The 20,486-nt window shown below is 37.2% G+C and carries 23 protein-coding genes; 6 read left to right on the top strand and 17 right to left on the bottom strand.

The features are described from left to right. Positions 1–50 precede the first annotated feature (50 nt). The 4 genes from BME96_RS06860 to BME96_RS06845 form a co-directional block, all read right to left on the bottom strand. Positions 51–1,892, bottom strand: a complete 1,842-nt coding sequence (locus tag BME96_RS06860) for an LTA synthase family protein (RefSeq protein WP_071648725.1) — start codon at positions 1,890–1,892, stop codon at positions 51–53. After that, on the bottom strand, positions 1,889–3,499 hold the full coding sequence (locus BME96_RS06855; protein WP_071648724.1) for an aminotransferase class V-fold PLP-dependent enzyme: 1,611 nt from the start codon (positions 3,497–3,499) through the stop codon (positions 1,889–1,891). Before BME96_RS06855 ends, BME96_RS06860 begins: the two co-directional genes overlap by 4 nt. Then, positions 3,496–4,047, bottom strand: coding sequence for a glycerol-3-phosphate acyltransferase (locus BME96_RS06850; RefSeq protein WP_019377284.1), 552 nt, complete (start codon positions 4,045–4,047; stop codon positions 3,496–3,498). The genes BME96_RS06855 and BME96_RS06850 overlap by 4 nt, the downstream gene beginning before the upstream one ends. Positions 4,048–4,269: 222 nt before the next feature. Next, positions 4,270–4,881, bottom strand: a complete 612-nt coding sequence (locus BME96_RS06845) for a GNAT family N-acetyltransferase (protein ID WP_231478679.1) — start codon at positions 4,879–4,881, stop codon at positions 4,270–4,272. A gap of 141 nt (positions 4,882–5,022) precedes the next feature. On the opposite strand from BME96_RS06845, the gene BME96_RS06840 reads away from it, so the two are divergent. Beyond that, a complete protein-coding gene (locus BME96_RS06840; RefSeq protein WP_019377286.1) occupies positions 5,023–5,916 on the top strand; it encodes a DMT family transporter in 894 nt (297 codons plus the stop codon). 37 nt (positions 5,917–5,953) lie between these two features. On the opposite strand, the gene BME96_RS06835 is transcribed toward BME96_RS06840, so the two are convergent. The 4 genes from BME96_RS06835 to BME96_RS06820 form a co-directional block, all read right to left on the bottom strand. Next, complete coding sequence (locus BME96_RS06835) at positions 5,954–6,457, bottom strand: DUF1648 domain-containing protein (protein WP_071648723.1); 504 nt, start codon at positions 6,455–6,457, stop codon at positions 5,954–5,956. A gap of 42 nt (positions 6,458–6,499) precedes the next feature. Beyond that, positions 6,500–6,727: a hypothetical protein gene (locus BME96_RS06830; RefSeq protein WP_071648722.1), complete on the bottom strand. Its 228-nt coding sequence runs from the start codon at positions 6,725–6,727 to the stop codon at positions 6,500–6,502. A 104-nt stretch (positions 6,728–6,831) separates the two neighbouring features. Then, positions 6,832–7,260, bottom strand: a complete 429-nt coding sequence (locus BME96_RS06825) for a hypothetical protein (protein WP_071648721.1) — start codon at positions 7,258–7,260, stop codon at positions 6,832–6,834. A 77-nt stretch (positions 7,261–7,337) separates the two neighbouring features. Then, a complete protein-coding gene (locus tag BME96_RS06820) occupies positions 7,338–8,609 on the bottom strand; it encodes a S41 family peptidase (protein ID WP_071648720.1) in 1,272 nt (423 codons plus the stop codon). A 215-nt stretch (positions 8,610–8,824) separates the two neighbouring features. Between BME96_RS06820 and BME96_RS06815 the strand changes: the two genes are divergently transcribed. Continuing rightward, positions 8,825–10,063 (top strand): dicarboxylate/amino acid:cation symporter, encoded by a 1,239-nt coding sequence (locus tag BME96_RS06815; RefSeq protein ID WP_019377291.1) that lies wholly within the window; start codon positions 8,825–8,827, stop codon positions 10,061–10,063. A 463-nt stretch (positions 10,064–10,526) separates the two neighbouring features. Here BME96_RS06815 and BME96_RS06810 read toward each other — a convergent pair whose 3' ends face one another. Together BME96_RS06810 and fdhA are read right to left on the bottom strand one after the other, a co-directional pair. Continuing rightward, positions 10,527–11,432, bottom strand: coding sequence for a nuclease-related domain-containing protein (locus BME96_RS06810; protein ID WP_071648719.1), 906 nt, complete (start codon positions 11,430–11,432; stop codon positions 10,527–10,529). Positions 11,433–11,544: 112 nt separating this feature from the next. Next, positions 11,545–12,762 carry a formaldehyde dehydrogenase, glutathione-independent gene (fdhA, locus tag BME96_RS06805; RefSeq protein ID WP_071648718.1) on the bottom strand — a complete coding sequence of 406 codons (1,218 nt, stop codon included), beginning with the start codon at positions 12,760–12,762 and terminating at the stop codon, positions 11,545–11,547. A gap of 216 nt (positions 12,763–12,978) precedes the next feature. Here fdhA and BME96_RS06800 point away from each other — a divergent pair, with 216 nt between their 5' ends. Together BME96_RS06800 and BME96_RS06795 are read left to right on the top strand one after the other, a co-directional pair. Further along, positions 12,979–13,392 carry a GlcG/HbpS family heme-binding protein gene (locus BME96_RS06800; RefSeq protein ID WP_019377294.1) on the top strand — a complete coding sequence of 138 codons (414 nt, stop codon included), beginning with the start codon at positions 12,979–12,981 and terminating at the stop codon, positions 13,390–13,392. Between the two features lie 495 nt (positions 13,393–13,887). Then, complete coding sequence (locus BME96_RS06795) at positions 13,888–14,223, top strand: antibiotic biosynthesis monooxygenase (protein WP_082387990.1); 336 nt, start codon at positions 13,888–13,890, stop codon at positions 14,221–14,223. A gap of 87 nt (positions 14,224–14,310) precedes the next feature. Here the strand turns inward: BME96_RS06795 and BME96_RS06790 are convergent, their stop codons facing one another. The 4 genes from BME96_RS06790 to tnpB form a co-directional block, all read right to left on the bottom strand. Further along, complete coding sequence (locus BME96_RS06790; protein ID WP_071648717.1) at positions 14,311–14,829, bottom strand: GNAT family N-acetyltransferase; 519 nt, start codon at positions 14,827–14,829, stop codon at positions 14,311–14,313. Between the two features lie 380 nt (positions 14,830–15,209). After that, positions 15,210–15,260, bottom strand: a complete 51-nt coding sequence (locus BME96_RS20160) for a hypothetical protein (RefSeq protein WP_408068413.1) — start codon at positions 15,258–15,260, stop codon at positions 15,210–15,212. A gap of 201 nt (positions 15,261–15,461) precedes the next feature. Beyond that, a complete protein-coding gene (locus BME96_RS19560) occupies positions 15,462–15,629 on the bottom strand; it encodes a hypothetical protein (RefSeq protein WP_156035972.1) in 168 nt (55 codons plus the stop codon). A 68-nt stretch (positions 15,630–15,697) separates the two neighbouring features. Then, positions 15,698–16,870 carry an IS200/IS605 family element RNA-guided endonuclease TnpB gene (gene tnpB / locus BME96_RS06785; RefSeq protein WP_071648716.1) on the bottom strand — a complete coding sequence of 391 codons (1,173 nt, stop codon included), beginning with the start codon at positions 16,868–16,870 and terminating at the stop codon, positions 15,698–15,700. An 85-nt stretch (positions 16,871–16,955) separates the two neighbouring features. Here tnpB and BME96_RS19790 point away from each other — a divergent pair, with 85 nt between their 5' ends. After that, positions 16,956–17,105, top strand: a complete 150-nt coding sequence (locus BME96_RS19790; protein WP_019379196.1) for a ribbon-helix-helix domain-containing protein — start codon at positions 16,956–16,958, stop codon at positions 17,103–17,105. Positions 17,106–17,197: 92 nt separating this feature from the next. Here the strand turns inward: BME96_RS19790 and BME96_RS06780 are convergent, their stop codons facing one another. Beyond that, the gene (locus tag BME96_RS06780; RefSeq protein WP_231478678.1) at positions 17,198–17,905 is read right to left on the bottom strand and encodes a deoxyribonuclease IV; all 708 of its coding nucleotides are present in this window, start codon (positions 17,903–17,905) and stop codon (positions 17,198–17,200) included. 55 nt (positions 17,906–17,960) lie between these two features. Continuing rightward, a complete protein-coding gene (locus BME96_RS06775) occupies positions 17,961–18,299 on the bottom strand; it encodes a DUF4363 family protein (protein WP_071648715.1) in 339 nt (112 codons plus the stop codon). Positions 18,300–18,386: 87 nt separating this feature from the next. Between BME96_RS06775 and BME96_RS06770 the strand changes: the two genes are divergently transcribed. Next, complete coding sequence (locus tag BME96_RS06770; protein WP_019377307.1) at positions 18,387–19,247, top strand: DUF421 domain-containing protein; 861 nt, start codon at positions 18,387–18,389, stop codon at positions 19,245–19,247. Positions 19,248–19,373: 126 nt separating this feature from the next. Here BME96_RS06770 and BME96_RS06765 read toward each other — a convergent pair whose 3' ends face one another. Next, complete coding sequence (locus BME96_RS06765) at positions 19,374–20,255, bottom strand: M23 family metallopeptidase (protein WP_223280617.1); 882 nt, start codon at positions 20,253–20,255, stop codon at positions 19,374–19,376. Positions 20,256–20,486: the final 231 nt, after the last annotated feature.

Raw genomic sequence — 20,486 nt, 5'->3', positions numbered from 1 at the left:
ACTGCCTCGTTAACTAGCATAGATGTATTACACTAAAAAGACTTACTATTTCACTTAACAAATCGTAGTAAATCACCAAATATTAATTCATCAGAAAGTTGGAGTTCCTGGCGACCTATTTCTAAATATTTTTCACATGCAGATGTCTCAATTACTTCCCCTGATTCTTTGTTGTAGCATTTGCGATCAATAGAAGCATATTTTTCTGTTACAATATCCCCATTTCGAAACACGACAGGCTGTTCTTCATTTCTTGTAAAAAGATTTCTGCTTAAAGTAATGTGTTCCTCAGCAGGAATTCCTAATAAATCAAGAAGTGTAGCATGAATATCTATTTCCCCTCCGACAGTCTTTATCTCTTTCCCGGTTTGCCCAGGTATATGGATAATAAGTGGGATTTTTTGTAGATCTAAATGATTTAATGGGTTCTGTTCTTGTCCAAGCAATTCGTGTACACCTTGCTCATATTTTCTTGAAATCCCATAATGATCTCCATAAAACACAAAAATGCTATTCTCGTATAAACCTTTTTCTTTCATAGAGGAGATAAATTGCTCCAATGCTTTATCCTGATAATTTACTGTCGTAATATAACGGTTAACTACCTCCACACTTGTATCAGCAGGGGAAATAAACTGATCTTTATCCTCGAGTAAAAACGGAAAGTGATTTGTCATGAGAATAAGCTTTGCCATAAATGGCTCAGGTAAATTGTTCATTTTTTTTAGTGACTGTTTTAGAAAAGGTATATCTTTTATCCCATAATTAACTGAATTGTCCTCAGTTACTTTATAATCTTTTTTTGAAAAATAATGATCATAGCCAAGTGATTGGTACATTTGATCCCTATTCCAAAATGAAGCATCATTTCCATGAAAAGCAAAAATCTTATAATCACCTGTTCGCTTGAGCACTTTTGGCAAGGATTCGAAATGATTTTCAGGCCGTCTGACATTTACAGAACCACTTGGTAAAGGGTAAAGACCTGTATCAACCATAAATTCTGCATCGGAGGTTTTCCCCTGTGCTGTCTGATCGTAAATGTTAGGAAAATAAAAGCTTTCTTTTACTAAATCATTTAAAAAAGGGGTAATCTCTTCCCCATTTATCTGCTTGTTGATTACAAAATTTTGCGTTGATTCCAGACTGATGAGCACTAAATTTTTCCCCTGCGCAAGTCCAAAGTTTTCCGACCTCCTTATTCCGTCAGGTTGAACATCTTCTGCTGTTTTAATAGCAACTTTTTCATCTGCGGCTACTTTCATTAATGGTGCCTGAAGTCCATCAATTAGATTAACAATCTGGTAATTATACAAGCCTATTTGCTGAACCATTTGATCTCTGTCATAACCAGTTGTTAATAAATATGGATTATTCCACATTGCAATACTGAAGGTAAGCGCGATAGACACCAAGCCTGTCATTGCATAATTTCTTTTTTGGGGCATATGCATTGTCTTGTTTTTTCTATACATCCGTATTAGTAAGTAAATTATCACACCAATATCTGCAATAATAAGCAAGTCAAATGGTGAAATGAGTTCAGCTGTACTTGGACCTAATCCCCCTACATTACTCAATTGCAGCAAGACGGAGACAGTTACAAAATCAATATAAAATCGGTAATAAAGCAAATTGGCATAGAGCAAGCTACTTATAAGAAAATATGCAACAATAAAAATAACCGGACGAACTTGCTTTGAAAATAAGAAGCTTATCCCCATAAGTATCATGATGATTCCTAATGGCCCCATTATTAAAAGGAGTACATCCTGCCATGTGTTTAACGTTACATCAAATTGAGTCCAGGTTATAATTACTGTTTTCAACCATAAAATCACTACAGAAATAGCAACAAGGTGGCGAGATATAAAATTCAAGTTTTTTTTCATTGGAAGCTTCCTTCCTTTTTCTTAACAGAACGATACAAACGAATAAGCAAGTCAACTGCCTTCATTACGTCAGTATCAGGTTGTGCCCCCATAAATGCGAGTTGAATCCAATTACGCTTCAGTAAATAACTGCTTTCGTAGCTTATATACACTCCTCGTTGCCTCAGCATTTCACCAAATTTTATTGAATCAATGAAGGCAGGTAATCGTATCGTTAGAATACCTGGTGAATAATTCTCTCCCCATATAACATCCATTCCCTCATGTAGAAAGCGATGAGAAATTCGTGCAGCAAGCTCTCTTGATGCTGGTTGGGTCTGTTTAAGCGCTTCATGAAGTGCTAATAAGCTATTAGATGAATGCGTAAACGGCACTCCGTTCTTTTGCTGGTACAATCCTATGTCCAAATAACTGGGAATACAAGTATGAGGTTCTAGTTGGTCTTCATGAAAAACAAAAGCTAATCCTGGATAGGAGCCGATTCCTTTGCCACTTACGCTTGCCGTCAGATAAACATCCTTTAGATCTATGGGAAGGACGCCAAGACTACTGCATGCATCCAGGCAAAGCCTTACTTGATTCCTTTTACAATGAGATTTTAATTCTTCTATAGGAAAAACAAAGCCCGTGGAAGTCTCACAATGCACCGTCCACAGCCAGTTAATTTCCGGATTCGTTGCCAGCCTTTTTTTCACTTCATCTGCTGTAATTGGCATATTCCATGACTTCTGAAATGTTTCAAAATCCAGCTGCCACCTGTTCGCTTGTTGAATCAATCTGTCACCAAATTCCCCATTGGAAAGGATAAGCCCCTTACCCTTTATTGTTGATAATTGTGCTGCGACCATTTCATTGGCAAGTGTTCCAGTTCCTACTGCAATTTCCACAAATGAAGAATTAGTCAAGCTGCATAATTTCTTCTGTACACCCCGAAAAATTTCCAGAAACCTTTCTGAACGGTGAGAAATCGCCGGTCTTTCAAATGCTTTTTTTACGTTGCCTGAAATAGAAACCGGGCCTGGCAGAAAGGAATGGTTCATTGTATTTTTTTCTCGTTTCATTAACCTTTCAAAGGCCGGAGTGGATTTTTCAAAGCCTTCAACTGTTAAATACATCGGTTGATAAGGAGCTTCACTAGTGCCTACAAGCGGACCGAATGGTTTAAATCCAATATGCCTATAAAGCTTTGTTTGTCTTGTCGTCCCTGAGATAAGAGCCATATTAAAGCCTTGCTCTAAACAATAGGAAACTAACTTTTCACACAAACCATAGAATACGCTACCACCCCTGTGCTCCTTTTTTATGGACAATAAACGAATTTCACATGGAACGGCATCTGCTGGTAGATATTCATCTAGATTGCTAAGCTTTTGATCAAGGGAAAAGGGTCTCTCACCTCTTACAGTGATCATTCCAATTACTTTCCCGGCAAGCTTGGCAATAATGTATGTGTTTTGTTCATGAAAACGGTCCACCAATATTCTTGTCGTATTTTTCTCGTGTTGTGGTATCTCTTCAACAAATGTTTCGTAGTTTAGTTGATGAATTTGATCTAACTCTGCTTTGTTATCAGCCAGCTTATATAAAATCGATGTACACTCATTCATGTTCCTTCCCCATTTCTATGTAAAAAAATCACAATAAACAATAGGATACTGAAAACTGCTGCAAGAATAAACTCTGCTTTAATAAACAGCGTGACGGGTATGACAAAAAATCCTATTAAGCCAGCGATGGTGATGTCTTTCTTTAGTATGAAAAGTATAAATACAACTATTCCTGTTATTAGTAAAGCCAGAGGTGCAAGAACTAATGCTGCCGCCAGATATACAACAACTCCCTTCCCGCCTTGAAACTGTAGCTGTACTGGCCAAATATGTCCCACCATAACTGCTCCTGCAATCATTCCCAGAATTAGCGGCCGCTCTCCAAATAGATAGATTACTATAGCTAGAGGAACGACAGTCTTCACAGCATCAATGATTACAGTATAGATAAATGCTTCTCGTCCGAATACCCTGCCCGCATTTCTAGCCCCGGCATTAGAACTACCCAATTTTCTTACGTCACTATTTTTAAGCATTTTTCCTACGTAATAGGCCCCGTTTATGCACCCAAACAAATAAGCTCCCACGATGAATAGGCAAACAAGCATATTCATTTCCCCCTCTCTAAGGGCCAATAAGAAAATATAATATTGAAGTCACAATATATAAGGTTATAATTCTACAACTCACTCAATATTGGCATAAGCAACCAAAAATATTATCTCAAATTTCCATTATTTATACAATTTTATCAATACTTCTTAATTTATAACATTTTCTATTTATGGTCATAAATAATCCCAAGCTAACTATGAGCTTGGGAAAGAAACTTATACTGAAACTTTGGCATAGATGCAAGTATCCCTTAATTCAGGACGATCTACTGCAGTATCCTCATTTTGTAAAATGCCTTCTAATTTATACCCAATTCTCTCAGGTATTGCTCTGCTTTTTAAATTTCTACTGTCACAGCGGATCTCCATTCGCCTGGCTTTTAGTTCAGTAAAGGCAAAATTAGTAATACCTGTAACAGCTTCTGTAACATACCCATTACCTGTAAAACGTGAATCAGCCCAATATCCCACTTCAAATTTAGGTACCTGCCAATTAATCCGATGTAAACCGGAAGAGCATACAAGTTGCCCAGTTTCTTTTAAAAAAACGAGTAACCGTAAATCTTCACGCTTAAGAAAATTAATATGGGCTTCACGAATATTTGCTTCTGTTGCCTCTTCTGACTGCTCATAATGAGCAAAAGGCATCCAGGATTTAAGTTCCGGGAGGGAAGCTTGAACAGAATTAAACACAATATTCCCGTCTCCTGGTAACGGCATTCGTATGTGCAGCCTCTCTGTCTCAAATTCATGTGGAAACTCGATTAATAGTGGATTCACAACAAGGCACCTCGCTTTATATTCATAAAATAAACTATATTCTATCATACCCCACCTAATCTGGATAGATTTTCTATCAATATAAAGAAATTACATGCAATTGAGTGCGTCAACCCTCTCTACTAGGCAAAATAAAATTTTTGTACTAATATAGGTAGCGGTAAATAACATGAATAAATGGAGGAGCCTATGAGTGACAAAAATAAGGGGATCATTTTATTACTATTGTCGGCAATGGGATTTTCTCTCATGGCAGCTTTCGTGAAACTGTCTGGAGATGTGCCTACCGTTCAAAAAACCATGTTTCGAAATGCAGTATCCATGGTCATAGCATTTGGGTTTGTAAAATACTATAAAGAACGATTATTTGGTAAGAAGGAAAATCAGAAAATTTTATTGTTACGATCTTCACTTGGTGCCATAGGTATTGTTCTATATTTCTATGCTATTGATCATTTGGTTCTTTCAGATGCAGACATGTTGAATAAAATGAGCCCATTTTTAACGATTATTTTTGCTGCCATATTTTTAAAAGAGCATGTGAGAAGATTTCAGATCGTCGCAATTCTTATTGCCTTTGCTGGTACACTATTTATTATAAAACCAGAATTCGACGTGGAAACCATTCCCTATATGGCAGGATTCCTATCAGCTGTATTTGCAGCTGGTGCATACACCGTTTTGCGTGTACTTGGAAGTAAAGAACAGTTTTATACAGTTGTTTTTTATTTTTCCTTTTTTACAACAATGATTTTACTTCCCTTTGTCCTTATTTTTTATGAACCAATGTCCATGAAGCAATGGATTTATCTTCTTGCAGCAGGTGTCTTTGCAACAGTGGGTCAATTTGGGATAACCGTTGCTTATAAATATGCGCCTGCAAAAGAAATTTCAATTTTCTTCTATTCTACTGTCGTGTACTCAGCTTTAATCAGTATTGTCTTGTTTGGCCAAATTCCTGACATGTGGAGCATCATTGGTTATATCGCTATCTTCGGAGCATCATTTTATATGTTTTTGAAAAATAACTACGATAATAAAAAACTTGCTAAAATTGCTAAAGAAAAACACCAGCATACGTAAATTGCTGGTGTTTTCTAAATTAAAAAGAATATACAAATCAGTCATCTAGCTGGTCATGCTGACGGTGTTTTTGATAAAGAATACCAAAAAATACTCCTATTGTCGTAATGGGGACAACGATAATCAAGGGAAAAAAAACTTCTCCAAGTTGATTTCCAGCCATCGTAAATGATAAATAGGTGAACATAACCACCATTTCAAAATTAATCACTGTCATGAATAGCTGTGCTAACGGATAGATGCTTCTTGCATTTCCTTCTGTTACTTTAAACGGATAATTAAATACGTGCGGGTGTTTGCTTAGTAAATATAGTGGAACGTAAAGTATCAAAGCAATTAAAGGCATAAGAATAATGGTAGCTTTACTTCCCCAGTTATCCGGGTCCCCCGCTGCATTGAAATGAATTGGGATTTGATCCGGCAGCTCTTTATAAATAGTAAAAACATAAATAAACGAACATATTATACAAAATAACGAGAGCAAGTTCAAAACCGCATTCCATTTACTTACAGTAAAATCAACTTTCGGATGGTTGTTCATGGCTTCCCCCCTTGCTAATTTGTATGGATTTCTCACTTTAAATTAAAAGAAATATGGCAGCACGACAAGGAATACAAGTACAAGACCATTCCCTATTAAACCAATAAATTTGTATCCACTTGGAGAAGAAAAAAGCCCAGTCACCACACCCCCTGTTGCATAAAATACACTTTGTTCTGAAAAACTTTTTACGTCTACATAAATAGGCAACCATGAAACCAATGCCATTAAAAACAGAACAGAAGAGATGATGCCTAAATTTTTCCGCACATTAGCCCCTCCAAAAAAATCCTTTCTCTATTGTATTTTTTTGAAGCAGCTAATATGTAGGTGAGTTTAAAGTCTGAACGAATCTATTCTCCAGACCCGCTACCTTATTGCTTTGAGCTGATAGATTTTATTAGTAAACCGACTGTAACCCCAAAAATAGCATGTCCAATTGTCCAATAAAACCATGCTGCTGCATTTGTATAAGCTGGTGGCGTCTCTGTCAATGCGCTTAAGAAAAATAATATACCTCCACCAATCGTGTACACAGCCACATAAAGACTGGCTACTTTTTCCCAATTAAATAGTTTGAGAATATAAAACAAGCCAATAACACTTACTATACATGTAATAAAGTGAAAGAGCATTCCCGCTCCCGGTACATCATTCCATTGCTTTAGTACAGGTATATAATCCATATTAAATAATAAAATATAAGCTGGATTTCCAGTGGTGATCTGAATTATTTTTAAGCTTAAGGCAAGTATAACACCTGCTATTATTGCTGTTGTTATTAGCCTGACTATCTGTTTCATCGAGACCCTCCTGAATATATATACAATTGCTTTTACCACAGCTTGACAATTGTAAACATTTTGAGGGTTTGCCTTTATTAATTTATTGCATATATAATTTCCAGAGCTCTTTTCATATCTAGATCTTCTTGTAAATGAGCAGGCGTCCATGGAATATAAATATCCGGCTTGATTCCTATTCCAGTCATTCCCTTCCCGTCATCCACGTTGGAAAGCTTAGAAGTGGGATACCATAATTCAAATTTATTATTCAGTTTCATAATTGCCAGATTAGCGTAATCATTCAGCCCTAAGGTTGGTCTGCCAACGACCGTTACTTTGGGTGAATGCTTACAAATCTCTACAAAGGAGTCACCAGAACTACCACAATAAACATCTGTCAATATGATTATTTTTTCAGGTCCCCTTTTTGTTGCTAAAACAAAGCTATCTTCTTTTGTACCGAAATCGAGCTCTACAAAACCTGCACCTCGATTCCTCTTTAATTCCTTAATCAGTTCTTTAATTTGCAGTACTGTTTCTTTATCCTTCACTCTGTGCGCAGCAATTTTTAAAAGTTCTACACGTAAATCCACATTACGTTCTGTACAATTTGTCAGCATTTTACCATCATCAAAATCAGCCAAATTGATTTTTTCACCTTCAAATAAATAAGGAAGTATTTTCATAAAGGCCAAATCACTTCCACCATTGTTTATCCTTACATCAATAACTAAATTTTTAATAGAAGAAAGTGTTTCTTCATTTTCACGGATGAGTTCTGAGATGGCATTTTCGTCCATAAAGTCAGTTAACACCATTAAAGCAAGGTCACTAGCAATTTTATTAAAAGAGTAAATAGGAGGAACTGGTTGCTTTGGAGTTTTTTGCAATTTTAAGGATTGTACCTCTCCACTCACTTTCTTTACTGTTGCATTCGTGTAGAGGAGTAAAATCGATTCCCAATTCTCCCTCTCTGCATTGGTTTCCATCAACTGCCGTTTGTGTCGTTGGACTAACTCCAAAATACCTTCCTCATCCAAAGCAATGATTTCATCCCCTGGCACCAATCTGTTCTCCATATCACATCGTGTTACTACCAAGGATTCACGAAATCTTCTTACCTGAAATCCTGCGTTTAATTTGGAAGCAGCTGCACCCGCTTTACCAAAGTGCATATGGCGATCCTGAAAATCGAGTAAGTAATCCTTTACTATTTCAATAAAAAGCTGATCATTTATACCAGTCTTATCTAACTCCAAAATCCTTTTCCGGAATAAATCAGGCCGATCTTGTCCTGCTTTATCCAAACAACCTGCGTAATCTTCATGCATGATTCGTACTATTTCGTTAAAAATAGATACATACATACCTCATCCCTCCATTAGATAGATTATATTTCCTATCCTAACACGTTATTTAAGGTTAGACTCCCCTAGATTTCATATTGATGTTAGGTTAGAGCATTGTCTTTGACAAGTGGGCTTCATATACTATATTGTTAGGAAACAATTCCGAGTAATTTGATGTACATTATCTCAATTATTGATCATTGTACTTTTAATATAAAAGGGGGAAGTAAAAATTGAAAAGAATGTGGAAGAAATATGTGGAATCATCACTTATTTTAAAGATCAGTCTTGCTCTTGTTCTAGGAGTAATTGCTGGATTAATATTTGGAAAAGATGCTGCTATTTTAACACCATTTGGTGATTTATTATTACGCCTATTGAAATTCATGATTATTCCACTGGTTACCTTTACATTAATCGTTGGAGTGAACCAGACAAAAATAGGTAATCTGGGAAGAATGGGTGGTAAAGTTTTCTTGTATTATGTGATAACTTCCGCTCTGGCTATTATTGTTGGTATTACGATTGGCAGCATTTTTGAACCAGGAACGGGTATGACAATCGATACTAATGAAAAAATTGAAGTACCTGAAAATCCAGGTGTTATGAGTGTACTACTAAGTATTGTGCCAGATAATATCTTCACAGCCTTTACCGAGTTAAACCTGCTCGGCATTGTTTTTACCGCATTGGTATTCGGAATAGCTATTTCTGCTTTGCGTTCCTCAGAAAAATGGGGCGAAACAGGGGAACTTGTCTACAATGTAATTGAAGGTTTAAATGAAGCAACATTTAAAATTATGCAAGCTATCTTGCTATATATACCTATTGGGATTTTTGCTATTATAGCTAAAACAGTTGGTAATCAAGGTGTGGAAACATTAACATCACTTGGCAACATGGTTCTCGTATTGTATGTCGCGTTACTTGTCCAAGTGGCCGTTTATATCCTATTTATGCTCTTCACCAAAGTTTCTCTCAAAGACTTTTTCACACATGCCAGAACACCTATACTAACAGCATTTGTTACCCAGAGCAGTTCAGGCACATTGCCATTAACATTGGATGCAGCCAAAAAATTGAATCTTAATAAAGGCTTGTACGGGTTTAGCCTCCCATTCGGAGCTACAGTAAATATGGATGGCGCTGCCATACGAATTGCCATTTCTGCAGTTTTTGCTGCCAATATTATTGGAGATCCATTAACATTCACAGATATGCTGCAAATCGTTATTGTAGGAACCTTGGCAACTATTGGTACTGCAGGCGTTCCAGGGGCTGGAATTATAATGATCGCAACTGTATTTGCCCAAGTCGGCTTACCGATGGAAGCAGTCGCTATCTTAACAGCAATTGATGCACTTGTTGGTATGGGAGCAACTGCCCTAAATGTAACTGGTGATTTAGTTGCAACAACAGTTATTAATGAAACAGAAAAAAAGCATCAAGCAGAGCCAGCATATCAGGAATAGAGTATGTGAAACTACCCACCATCTGAAGGATGGTGGGATTTTTGTCGTGAATGGTGTGGAGGGGGAACTTCATTTCGCTTGAACGGTAGACATTGGGAGGCTGTTTTCTCGCTGCAATGTCTGTCATCCTTTGAGTGATAGACATTTAAGGGTGATTTCCCTCTCGCAATGTCCGTCAGCATCCTTATAATAGACATTCAAGACCAGATTCCCTCTCGCAATGTCTGTCAGCATCCTTATGATAGACATTCAGACACGATTTTCCTCTCGCAATGTCCGTCAGCATCCTTATGATAGACATTCAAGACCAGATTTCCTCTCGCAATGTCCGTCAGCATCCTTATGGTAGACATTCAGACGGGATTTTCCTCTCGCAATGTACGTCAGCATCCTTATGATAGACATTCAAGACCAGATTTCCTCTCGCAATGTCCGTCAGCCCAATAATCAATTCTTTAGAGAGTTACTTATAGAATGTCCATTGTCGAACTCCTTCTTTCTGAAAATTACTTTCCAAATATCTCGAAATCCGTTTTTTACATGTGACTATTTTACACCAATCATGAATGATATTCGTTGTTATTTTTTCTTTGGGAAAAAGAGTCGTGAATTCTTCGACACTTCTTAATACAGCTAAGGAAACTAGCTCTTTGTGATTGCATAAATTACAGGAGCAGTATTTCCTTTCTACAGTTATGGAAAATGAATCACATTTTTGACAGGTAATACCTTTACGTAGTAGTTGATAATCATAGTGAAGAACATGTGGATAAAGAGGTTCTGCTATATGTCGTTCTACTAATTGTTCAGCAATATTTTTATGATAATTAGTCAATCTAGAGTGGGTATTACTTAGATTACTCATGTGTCTTTTCAGTTGACCTGGGAAAATAATAGGTTTTCCTATCGGGGCTTGATAAAGCGTAAAGTCGGGGTTAACAAAAACTACAAATGCTTCTATAGGCATTTTTATTTGTAGTTTGATGAGTAATTGACTGAATAAGGAATTGCTTCTACCTACTTGATGTAATGGATTAACAATTTCCCGCTGATTTCTGGTGAATAACTTATCTTCCTCGTAATAAAAATCTCCTCCAAAATTCTTCACCTCGTACAATTGAATCTTCTCCTGGGTAATAAGGAGTGAATCAATTTGAAAAACTGTATGATTTACTTCCAGCAATAAATCATTCAAAATAATACATTCTTCCTTAAGTTCATTGATAAATGTATCAAAAAATAACTCTCCTTCATATCCCTTTTTCAAACTTACATATTGTTGCATTGTTTTGCTATCAATGGACATACGCTTGCTTAAAAGTTCTAACATTCTTAATCCAATTGGTTTATCACGCCGTTTATGAATCATAATTAACCTCCAAACTAGTTGATTAAAGTTAATTATAATAGATTACTTGATTTTTTCCACTAATATAAAAAACTCCCTCTTTATCAACAAACAAAGAGGGAGCAATCTTAACCTATTTACTTAACGACCCATGTGGATCGATGATAAACTTCTTAGCTACCCCACTGTCAAAATCAGCGTAACCCTGTGGTGCTTCATCCAAAGAAATAACTGTTGCATTTACAACCTTTGCAATATCAGCTTTACCATTTAAAATGGCATTCATCAGCTGACGTTGATACCTCATTGCTGGAGTTTGTCCTGTATGAAGCGAATGAGCTTTAGACCAACCAAGGCCAAATCTTACTTTTAACGAACCTTGCTTCGCATCCTTATCCTTGGCGCCCGGATCCTCTGTGACGTATAGACCAGGGATACCATATTGTCCACCTGCTTCCACAACATCCATCATTGTATTCAACACTGTTGCAGGTGCATCATCATGGTCTGTACCATGACCATACGCCTCAAATCCAACTGCATCAATCGCACAATCCACTTCTGGTTCGCCGATTATCTGTTCAATTTGTTCACCCACATCATCATGCTCTTTTAGATTAATTGTTTCACACCCAAAGCTTCTTGCCTGCTTTAACCGTTCTTCTTTCAAATCTCCTACGATCACTACCGCAGCTCCGAGTAATTGGGCTGAATGAGCTGCAGCCAGGCCAACTGGACCCGCTCCTGCAACATAAACCGTTGAACCAGTAGTTACACTGGCCTTAATTGCCCCATGATACCCTGTTGGAAAAATATCAGAGAGCATTGTAAGGTCTAAAATTTTATCCATCGCTTTATCTCTATCCGGAAATTTCAATAGCTGAAAATCCGCGTAAGGAACCATAACATATTCCGACTGGCCACCTACCCAGCCACCCATATCTACATAGCCGTATGCTCCTCCTGGTCTTTCCGGATTAACATTTTGGCAAATATGCGTATCCTGTCTGCGACACATTTTACAACGACCACAGGCCACATTAAATGGCACAGATACAATATCTCCTTTTTTCAAAAATTCTACATCCCGTCCAACTTCTACAATTTCACCGGTAATTTCATGGCCAAGTACCAAGCCTTCAGGTGCTGTGGTTCGTCCACGCACCATGTGCTGGTCACTTCCACAAATGTTAGTGACTATATTTTTAATAATTACCCCATGTTCACACTTTCTTCCTGCATTCGATTTAGGTACCCCAGGCCCATCATGTAATACTAAATCCGGATATGAAATATCCTGAACCTCCACTTTTCCATCCCCTACATATACTACTCCACGATTCCCAGCCAATTTAATACCTCCCTTAAATGTTAGAAACATACAAGGATCTCATAAGTTTATGTAGACCCACTGTTAGTTCTCTTCCCGACAAATGGTTTTTAAAACTTAAAAAAATTTATTTTTTCAATAATTGAATAGTTTTTATAATATACGTTTAATTGATTAGCAGCAGGGAATCGAATTAATAGAACAATTTTTACTTTGAAAAAGAAAGGTTGTGTACAAATGGAAAAATTAAACTTGGAGATGGCGAAAAAATTAATTGACGCTGCCGAGGCGGAATCAAGAAATATCGGAGTACAGATGGTGATTACGATCGTTGACGATGGCGGTAATCTAGTCGCTACACACCGCATGGATGATGCATGGTTGGCGAGTGTGGACATAGCGCACAATAAAGCATGGACGTCCGTTGCTTTAAAAATGCCTACATCCAATCTGGAAGAAGCTACAGTCCCTAACTCTGAATTATGGGGGTTGAATACAACGAACCAAGGTAAAATTGTCGTATTTGGTGGTGGTCTTCCTCTTGAGAAGGAAGGCAAAGTCGTCGGAGCTGTCGGAGTTAGCGGTGGGGCTGTCCCACAAGATGTACAAGTGGCAGAAGCAGCCCTAAAAGCTTTTGAAAATGAAAAATAATAATATAAAAAGCGCTAGTGCTCTTTTTTGAAAAAAAAATTTAAAAAGCCTCCAACAGTGGAGGCTTTTCTTAATGTAATTTTTCAAAACTCTGACAATGTAGTTTCCCCATCCAACTTCTCCAATAATAAAAGTTACATTTGGATAAAACCGAAAACGGAAGATCTGAAATAACGAAATGTCGGTAAATGAATTAGAAATGTGACATAGGAAACAATTTGTTCTTTTATTCGAGGATACACTCGAATATTAGTTCAGTCTTATTACACTAATTCCCTTATTAAATATAAATACCACAATCCTCTATGAATAATTTGCTTACATACCAGCTGGAAGTTTTGAAGTTTATAAAGACTTTCACTATAAACAAAGTGTTGACATTGATAATCGTTTTCAACTACAATACAGTTAATTGAAAATGATTATCAATATTAAAAAACTAGCAGAACCAGTGTTAAACTACTTGCAAACATTACTATCCAAGGAGGCTATAAAATGACAATGATGAAAGCAATAAACACGCTTCGTATTAAAAAAGGGAGAACTGAAGAAGTAATTACAAGATTTAAAACTGCTAAATCCGTACATACATTTGACGGTTTTATATTAATGGAAGTACTAAAAAAAGAAAATACAGAAGAACATGATGAATTGCAGATCTGCACAACTTGGCAAGATCACTCCTACTTCAATGCGTGGCGAGAAAGCAGGGCATCTGAAAAAGCTCATGCAGCAAAAGAGATAGATAAACAAGAATCTGGGGATAATCCAATTTTAGGTTCGGAGCTATCCACATTTGAGGTTTGTATACAGCATCACCCTGCGAGATGATATGCTGAGTTCACCCATGGTGGGCAGCAATACCCCCATTTATCCGGTTTCCCCCCTTTCGGCCATGAGTGGGGGTATTGCTGCCCATCAACATTTATATTCTTTGTTTAGAATCTCCCAGCACATAATTTCTTCTGTAGTACTCACATGTTCCATCCCTATTTTCTCAAGTACACGCACCGAAGCAATATTAATTGGGGAGCACTTTGCTGAGATCCCTCTCAGCTCTTTTTCCTGAAATGCCCACTGAACCACAGCATTCGCCATCTCTGTTGCATAACCTTTCCCTTGATAAGCTGGAACAATATCATATCCTATTTCCCCGTGCTTCATCTCATCTGGGGGAGATTTAAACCCCATAGTACCAATAGCAACCTTTTCAGACTTGTTCAAAATTACTCCGCTCCACTGTCCATAGGAAGCATCCTTTTCCAAGCTCTTTAGTAAATCCGGTAATACATGCTGTCTTACAGGTTCATTGGGGAAATCTTCCGGAATCCGCGCATCAAGTAATTTCCCGAGTTTCTCTTTATCCTTCATAGCTGCCATGACAAGCGCTTTGTTCCATGAAATCATAAATAAATTTTTAGTTATTATGTCTGGCATTTTATTTATCCCCTTCCTAAAAGTACACGGATATTCCTTTCCGTGTTCAACTTAATCAGCTATCTTATAATAATTATTTCCCCCAGCATAATCCTAACAACAAATAATGCTTCACCTATATTCTCCTTTTACAACTCAGTAACCTTAAAACTTACCTCACTATAATATTAAATCGTTTTATTTGTAGTCTGTTGCCCGGCCTATACGAGGCTTGATTTTACTCTAAAATAGGGTATACTATAAATAGAATGTTCATAAAATAAAAAAAGGCTTAATGGTGCTGATACACCATTAAGCCTCCGTGTAATAGCCCTTCAAGGGGGCAGCTCACAAAAAGGTGCATAAAATGACCACCCTAATTGCTTGCTAGGCTTGGGTGGTTATTTTTTTTCTGACAATACGGCAACAATCAATGTTGCAAACGAGATCATTAAAACTAATGTCTCAAACACTGTCAAAAGGCATCACCCCCTTTCGGAAGGGAGTTGAGCCACCACCCATGATAAGCCTTATCACACTATTATCAGTATACCAAACAATTTGCTGATAAAAAGTGTCTACAATACATTTCTTGAATTTTTCCAATATGTATTTCTTTCAGGATGCATTTATAAGTTAATGCCAACATTTTCTTAATCCGTTTTTGTCCTATTCAATTTCTCGACTTCATTCTCCAAATACCTTACTCTTTTTTGTAAATCTCTATTTGGCCCTGTAACTCTTCTCATAACGAGAGATGCAATCCCCATAATTATAATCAGCACACCAACAAAACCAACGACAATTGAACTACCCACCACTTATCGACCTTACGGTGTGATTGAAGTGGGAGATTCCTAAGAACACCAACCTAACGGTTAGTTATGGATTAGGCTATCCCCGCAGTTCCTGCGGTTAATCGTAATGCTTCGTTACGAAGATTGATACTTGCGTTAATATCTCTTTGGTGATGCGTTTTGCACATCGGACATTCCCATTCACGCAAAGCAAGATTTTTAACGTCTTTATGCTTGTGACCACAATTGGAACAAAGCTGACTTGAAGCAAAATTTTTAGCTGCAGTCACGATTTGTTTTCCGTACCATTTCGCTTTATATTCAAGCATTTTTCTGAACTCGGACCATGAGACTTCACTAATCGCCTTTGCAAGATGTTGATTCTTTAACATATTCTTAATAGACAAATCTTCAATCCCAATGATGTCGTGGTTTTTGACAATATCAGTAGAGATTTTATCCAACATATCTTTTCTAGCATTTGCTATCTTTTCGTGAAGTCGAGCCACTTTTGTTTTTTGTTTTTTCCAATTCGAAGAACCAACTTTTCGCCTTGAAAGCACACGCTGAGCTCTTACTAACTTTTCTTCTAACGAACGGAAAAACTTTGGATTTGCATATACGGTTCCATCTGAAAGCGTAGCAAAATCTTTCAACCCGACATCAACACCGATTGCCGAACCCGTCTTTTCAAAGACTTCAACTTCTGTTTCAGCTAAAATCGAAATGAAATATTTGCCCGAAGGATTACGTCTAATTGTTGCGTTCATAATTCTGCCTTCCACTTCACGACTCTTAGCAAAACGAACAAGACCTAATTTCGGCAATTTAACATGCTTATCCAAAACAGCAATATTTCCATTCACCCATTTCGTTGTATAGGATTGAACAGGATTCTTTTTGGATTTGAAACGAGGTTCACCATTTTGCTTTTTATAATATCTTGTGTACGAATCGTTTACGATTTCAACCGACTTTTGAAGGGCAATACTATCCACTTCTTTTAAAAATGAATAGTGCTTCTTTAATTCGCGAACAGCTTTAATGGATTGGTTTTTATTGAAAAACTCCCCTTTCCAATTGTTTTCAGTGAGTTGACCGTTCTGCACCATTTCATTGACGATATGCCAATAAGCGTCTTTGGTTTTTTGCTTCCCAACAAAATAGTTGTAGACAAAGCGAGCACATCCAATCGTTTTGTTAATCAGTTCCATTTGTTTTTTGGTTGGATAGATGCGAAATTTGTACGCTTTTTTTGCTAACATTGATTATCACCTTCCTTTCATATATTATTTTAATATACAATAAGTATACTATATATTATTTTAATAACAACATAGGAGGTTTAAAATGTCACAGGTTTTAAATATGCGTTATCCAAAAGCACTATTGAAACGAATTGATGATTTTAAAGAAAAAAAGGGGTTTACGACTCGTACCCAAACGATTATCTACCTCATCCAATACGCTCTCGAACAGTCGGACAATCGAGATAGCTGAAGCTATCCCTTGTCCGAAGGCGATTCATCCCCCACTTACTCATTGGGATTTGCCCTTCACATTCCTTGAAGATGGGGGTTTTCTCGCCTATTTTAGATAAATCCTCCAGAAAAAATATTAGCATGACGATCTTTTCCATGGCCTGTGTCATACTTAGAATTATTAAAGTGAATGACTTCCAGCTTGTCAAAAAAATGAAGTTTTATCGCATTATCCATGACAGCTTTCCAATTGTCACCCGTCCATAGGCCGCTCGCAAAAGCATGGCAGATATCTAAGCAAAAACCTATTTTTTCAGGATAATCACTGAGCTTCCGAATCATTGCTAGCTCTTCTAACGTCGTTCCCATTCCTCCAGGTAATCCTGCACTATTCTCGAGCAAAATCCTACCCCTTCCATTCCATACGCTCAATATTTCATTTAATGTATCGATCATTAAATGGTAGCTAGCAACCGGATTATTAACATGAATTTGCTTACCAAAATGGACAACTACTCCCTTGCTACCACAAGCTTCAGCAATTTCAAGGTCATTCAACACAGAGGAAATAACCTGTGCTCTTCTCTTTGCATCACGTGGTGTAAGTGTAGTTGGGTATGGTGCATGTGCTACAGATTCCAGTCCATTCTCTTGGCAAAGCTTTCGGCATAACAGTACATCATCCTGGTTAAATTCTTTGATAGATAAGCTTCGCGGATTCTTAGGAAAATATTGAAAAGCTGAGGCTCCGTATGCTTCAGCTATTTTTGCAGCCCCTGCATAGCCATCTTTTATGGATAAATGGCATCCAAATTTCATTCTATCCCTCCGTTGCGCGCAAGTTATTACCCGCCTTCCTTTGCTATAATCCCCATTAAAGAGAATAAATATCTTTAATAAGCGATTTCACTGTTGCAAGCTCTATTTTAGATTCCGGATTCGCTTCTTCTCTTATTGTCACCTTTAATCTCTGAATCCCTTCGTATAGTTTCTCATATTCACCTTCATCACCCAGTAACTGAATTTTCCACCTGTTATCCTCATAAAGCCGTTGTAGTTCATCTGTATGTTCCTCAGCTGACTCCCAATCCTTTTGGTCCAAAGCCATTTCCAGTGTTTTTATATTAATGAGTAATACGTCCTTACCTGTTATCTGTGAACAACCTGATAAAATTATAAGAATAAGAACTGCAAAATAAATTCTTTTAACCAATTTATTCTCCACCTTCTGTTTTGACGTATGGTTATTCATATCTTGCCCAATAATAAGAAAAGCATCTATCGATTGGAGGAGTTTTACATGCCAGAGTTAGTAGTAATCTTAATTCGTTCTGTCTGGGCCTTTCTATTATTATTACTAATGACTCGAATTATGGGTAAAAAGCAGCTTTCCCAACTAACCTTTTTTGATTATTGTGTTGGAATAACAATTGGCTCCATTGCTGCAACTATGTCTGTGGATCAGAATGTAAAAATAGCTAACGGTTTAATTTCTTTATTAATTTGGGGGCTATTCCCAATTCTATTGGCGGTGATTGGATTAAAATCCAGATCATTCTTACATATAACCGATGGAAAACCAGCGATTGTTATTAAAAATGGAGAGATTCTAGAAAATAGTATGAAAAAAAATCAGTTAGCAATTGATGAATTAATGATGCTACTACGAGAGAAAAGTGTTTTTAAAGTGGCAGATGTAGAAATGGCAGTGTTAGAAACAAATGGAGAGTTAAGTGTCATGAAGAAAACAGAACAAGAACCAATCACACCTTTTATGTTAGGGATGAAACTGGAAAAAGAACATGCCCCAACGCTTCTTGTCGCAGATGGGCATGTTTTATCTAAAAATCTCCATACATTAGGTTATACAGAAGAATGGTTAATGGGTGAAATGGAAAAACAAGGAGCTTTTCGAATCGAAGATGTATTTCTAGCACAGGTAGACTCGACTGGCAGCCTATTTATCGATATGTATAAGGAACAATCGAAACAAAACACAGTGAGATCAAAACCTTTATTGGCAGCAAACCTTAAAAAGCTTCAAGCTGAATTGGAGAGCTATGCTATTGAAACTCAAAATCAGGAAGCAAAAGAAATGTACGCACAACAAGCATCCAAGTTGCAGCAGGTAATTGACCAGACGCTCCCATATTTGAAGTAACTCTATAAATAATCTGAATGAATTATCAGCTCTTATGGTCACTTATTTTGATTTAACATAAATGAGCAACTGCCTTTTTAGATAAAGAAGCTTATTTAGTGGACGGCAAAGGTAAGTGAGAGGACTCTACTTACCTATTCCATAAACTGTATCTCCCTGCATCCAATCTTCTTCGTTTTCCAATTGTATACGAATTGATTTTCCTTTTTCTAAGTCAGGTAAATCACCCACATGGAAATGAATATGAGGTTCACTGGAGTTTCCTGAATTACCAACCTGTCCAAGTAATTCTCCTGCTTGAACATGATCTCCCGGTTTCACTTTAACAGATCCTTTTTTGAAATGAGCAAGAAAACTGAACTCCTCATGCCCATGATCAATGATGACATAGTTCCCTGCTGGGACAGCTGCATTCATACTGCCAACCGGTTCGTTATCCTTTATAGCATTTTCGACCTCTACAACATTGCCATCGGCAGGCGCAAAAACATTTTCCCCAAAGGCGTAGTAACTTTCATTTTTGGAAGAGTCCCCTTCATAAGATTGGTTATCAATCATTTTGATTAGATCATAAGCATACCGTTGGTTTTTATGTTCATAATGGTAATTTACCAGCTTGTTTGTTCCACCCCAAAAGACAAACCAATCTCCTTCGAACGGCTGCTGAAAGATGGTCTTCGTGTACTTGTTATCCGTTTCTTGGAAGGTTTCCAAAGGCAAGATTCGCATACCTGTTATTACTTGTTCCTTATCAACCACAGCTACCATACCTTTTGTTTCCTGCTTATCTGTCCAAACATACTGAACCGTATCCTCCGTTAATGGCAGCTCAGATAACAAATAATAAGCTTCTACCCCTTGATTGAAATTTTCACCTGTTTTTTTAAATTGCTTTAACGATATCTCATTTTGAAACGGTTTGCTTAAATGTGTATATATCTGTTCATAATCACCATCAAGAAATACATCAGCAATACGTTTCGGTTGTAGTTTCTCTTGAGCTTTCATATTTGTTTCCCTTTCTTCCGCTTTAATTTCGGAGGGTTCTTCCTTTGATGGACTACACCCTAATAGCCCTCCAATAATGATGCATGAGAATAAACAAAAAATAAATCGCGATCGCAAATTGCTTGCACCCCTGTTCACATTATAAATTCTCTACAATAGTAACATAGAAATGAAAGAAAAAGAGGAGATAGATTAAGAGTTTATGGTAAAAATGGCTGAGTAATTCTCTTA

The organism is Virgibacillus halodenitrificans (assembly GCF_001878675.1).
Taxonomy (GTDB): domain Bacteria; phylum Bacillota; class Bacilli; order Bacillales; family Amphibacillaceae; genus Virgibacillus_Q; species Virgibacillus_Q halodenitrificans.
Note: the sequence above shows the minus strand (reverse complement) of the source record. Positions and strands in the feature narration are given on the sequence as shown.

Coding starts and splice junctions, on each gene's coding strand:
- BME96_RS06800 (WP_019377294.1), top strand. CDS start 12,979: ATGGAAAAATTAAACTTGGAGATGGCGAAAAAATTAATTGACGCTGCC.
- BME96_RS06850 (WP_019377284.1), bottom strand. CDS start 4,047: ATGCTTGTTTGCCTATTCATCGTGGGAGCTTATTTGTTTGGGTGCATA.
- BME96_RS06765 (WP_223280617.1), bottom strand. CDS start 20,255: ATGAAAGCTCAAGAGAAACTACAACCGAAACGTATTGCTGATGTATTT.
- BME96_RS06795 (WP_082387990.1), top strand. CDS start 13,888: ATGACAATGATGAAAGCAATAAACACGCTTCGTATTAAAAAAGGGAGA.
- BME96_RS06790 (WP_071648717.1), bottom strand. CDS start 14,829: ATGCCAGACATAATAACTAAAAATTTATTTATGATTTCATGGAACAAA.
- BME96_RS06855 (WP_071648724.1), bottom strand. CDS start 3,499: ATGAATGAGTGTACATCGATTTTATATAAGCTGGCTGATAACAAAGCA.
- BME96_RS06835 (WP_071648723.1), bottom strand. CDS start 6,457: ATGAACAACCATCCGAAAGTTGATTTTACTGTAAGTAAATGGAATGCG.
- BME96_RS06825 (WP_071648721.1), bottom strand. CDS start 7,260: ATGAAACAGATAGTCAGGCTAATAACAACAGCAATAATAGCAGGTGTT.
- BME96_RS06860 (WP_071648725.1), bottom strand. CDS start 1,892: ATGAAAAAAAACTTGAATTTTATATCTCGCCACCTTGTTGCTATTTCT.
- BME96_RS06845 (WP_231478679.1), bottom strand. CDS start 4,881: ATGATAGAATATAGTTTATTTTATGAATATAAAGCGAGGTGCCTTGTT.
- tnpB (WP_071648716.1), bottom strand. CDS start 16,870: ATGTTAGCAAAAAAAGCGTACAAATTTCGCATCTATCCAACCAAAAAA.
- BME96_RS06770 (WP_019377307.1), top strand. CDS start 18,387: ATGCCAGAGTTAGTAGTAATCTTAATTCGTTCTGTCTGGGCCTTTCTA.
- BME96_RS06840 (WP_019377286.1), top strand. CDS start 5,023: ATGAGTGACAAAAATAAGGGGATCATTTTATTACTATTGTCGGCAATG.
- BME96_RS06820 (WP_071648720.1), bottom strand. CDS start 8,609: ATGTATGTATCTATTTTTAACGAAATAGTACGAATCATGCATGAAGAT.
- BME96_RS06810 (WP_071648719.1), bottom strand. CDS start 11,432: ATGATTCATAAACGGCGTGATAAACCAATTGGATTAAGAATGTTAGAA.
- BME96_RS19790 (WP_019379196.1), top strand. CDS start 16,956: ATGTCACAGGTTTTAAATATGCGTTATCCAAAAGCACTATTGAAACGA.
- BME96_RS06780 (WP_231478678.1), bottom strand. CDS start 17,905: ATGAAATTTGGATGCCATTTATCCATAAAAGATGGCTATGCAGGGGCT.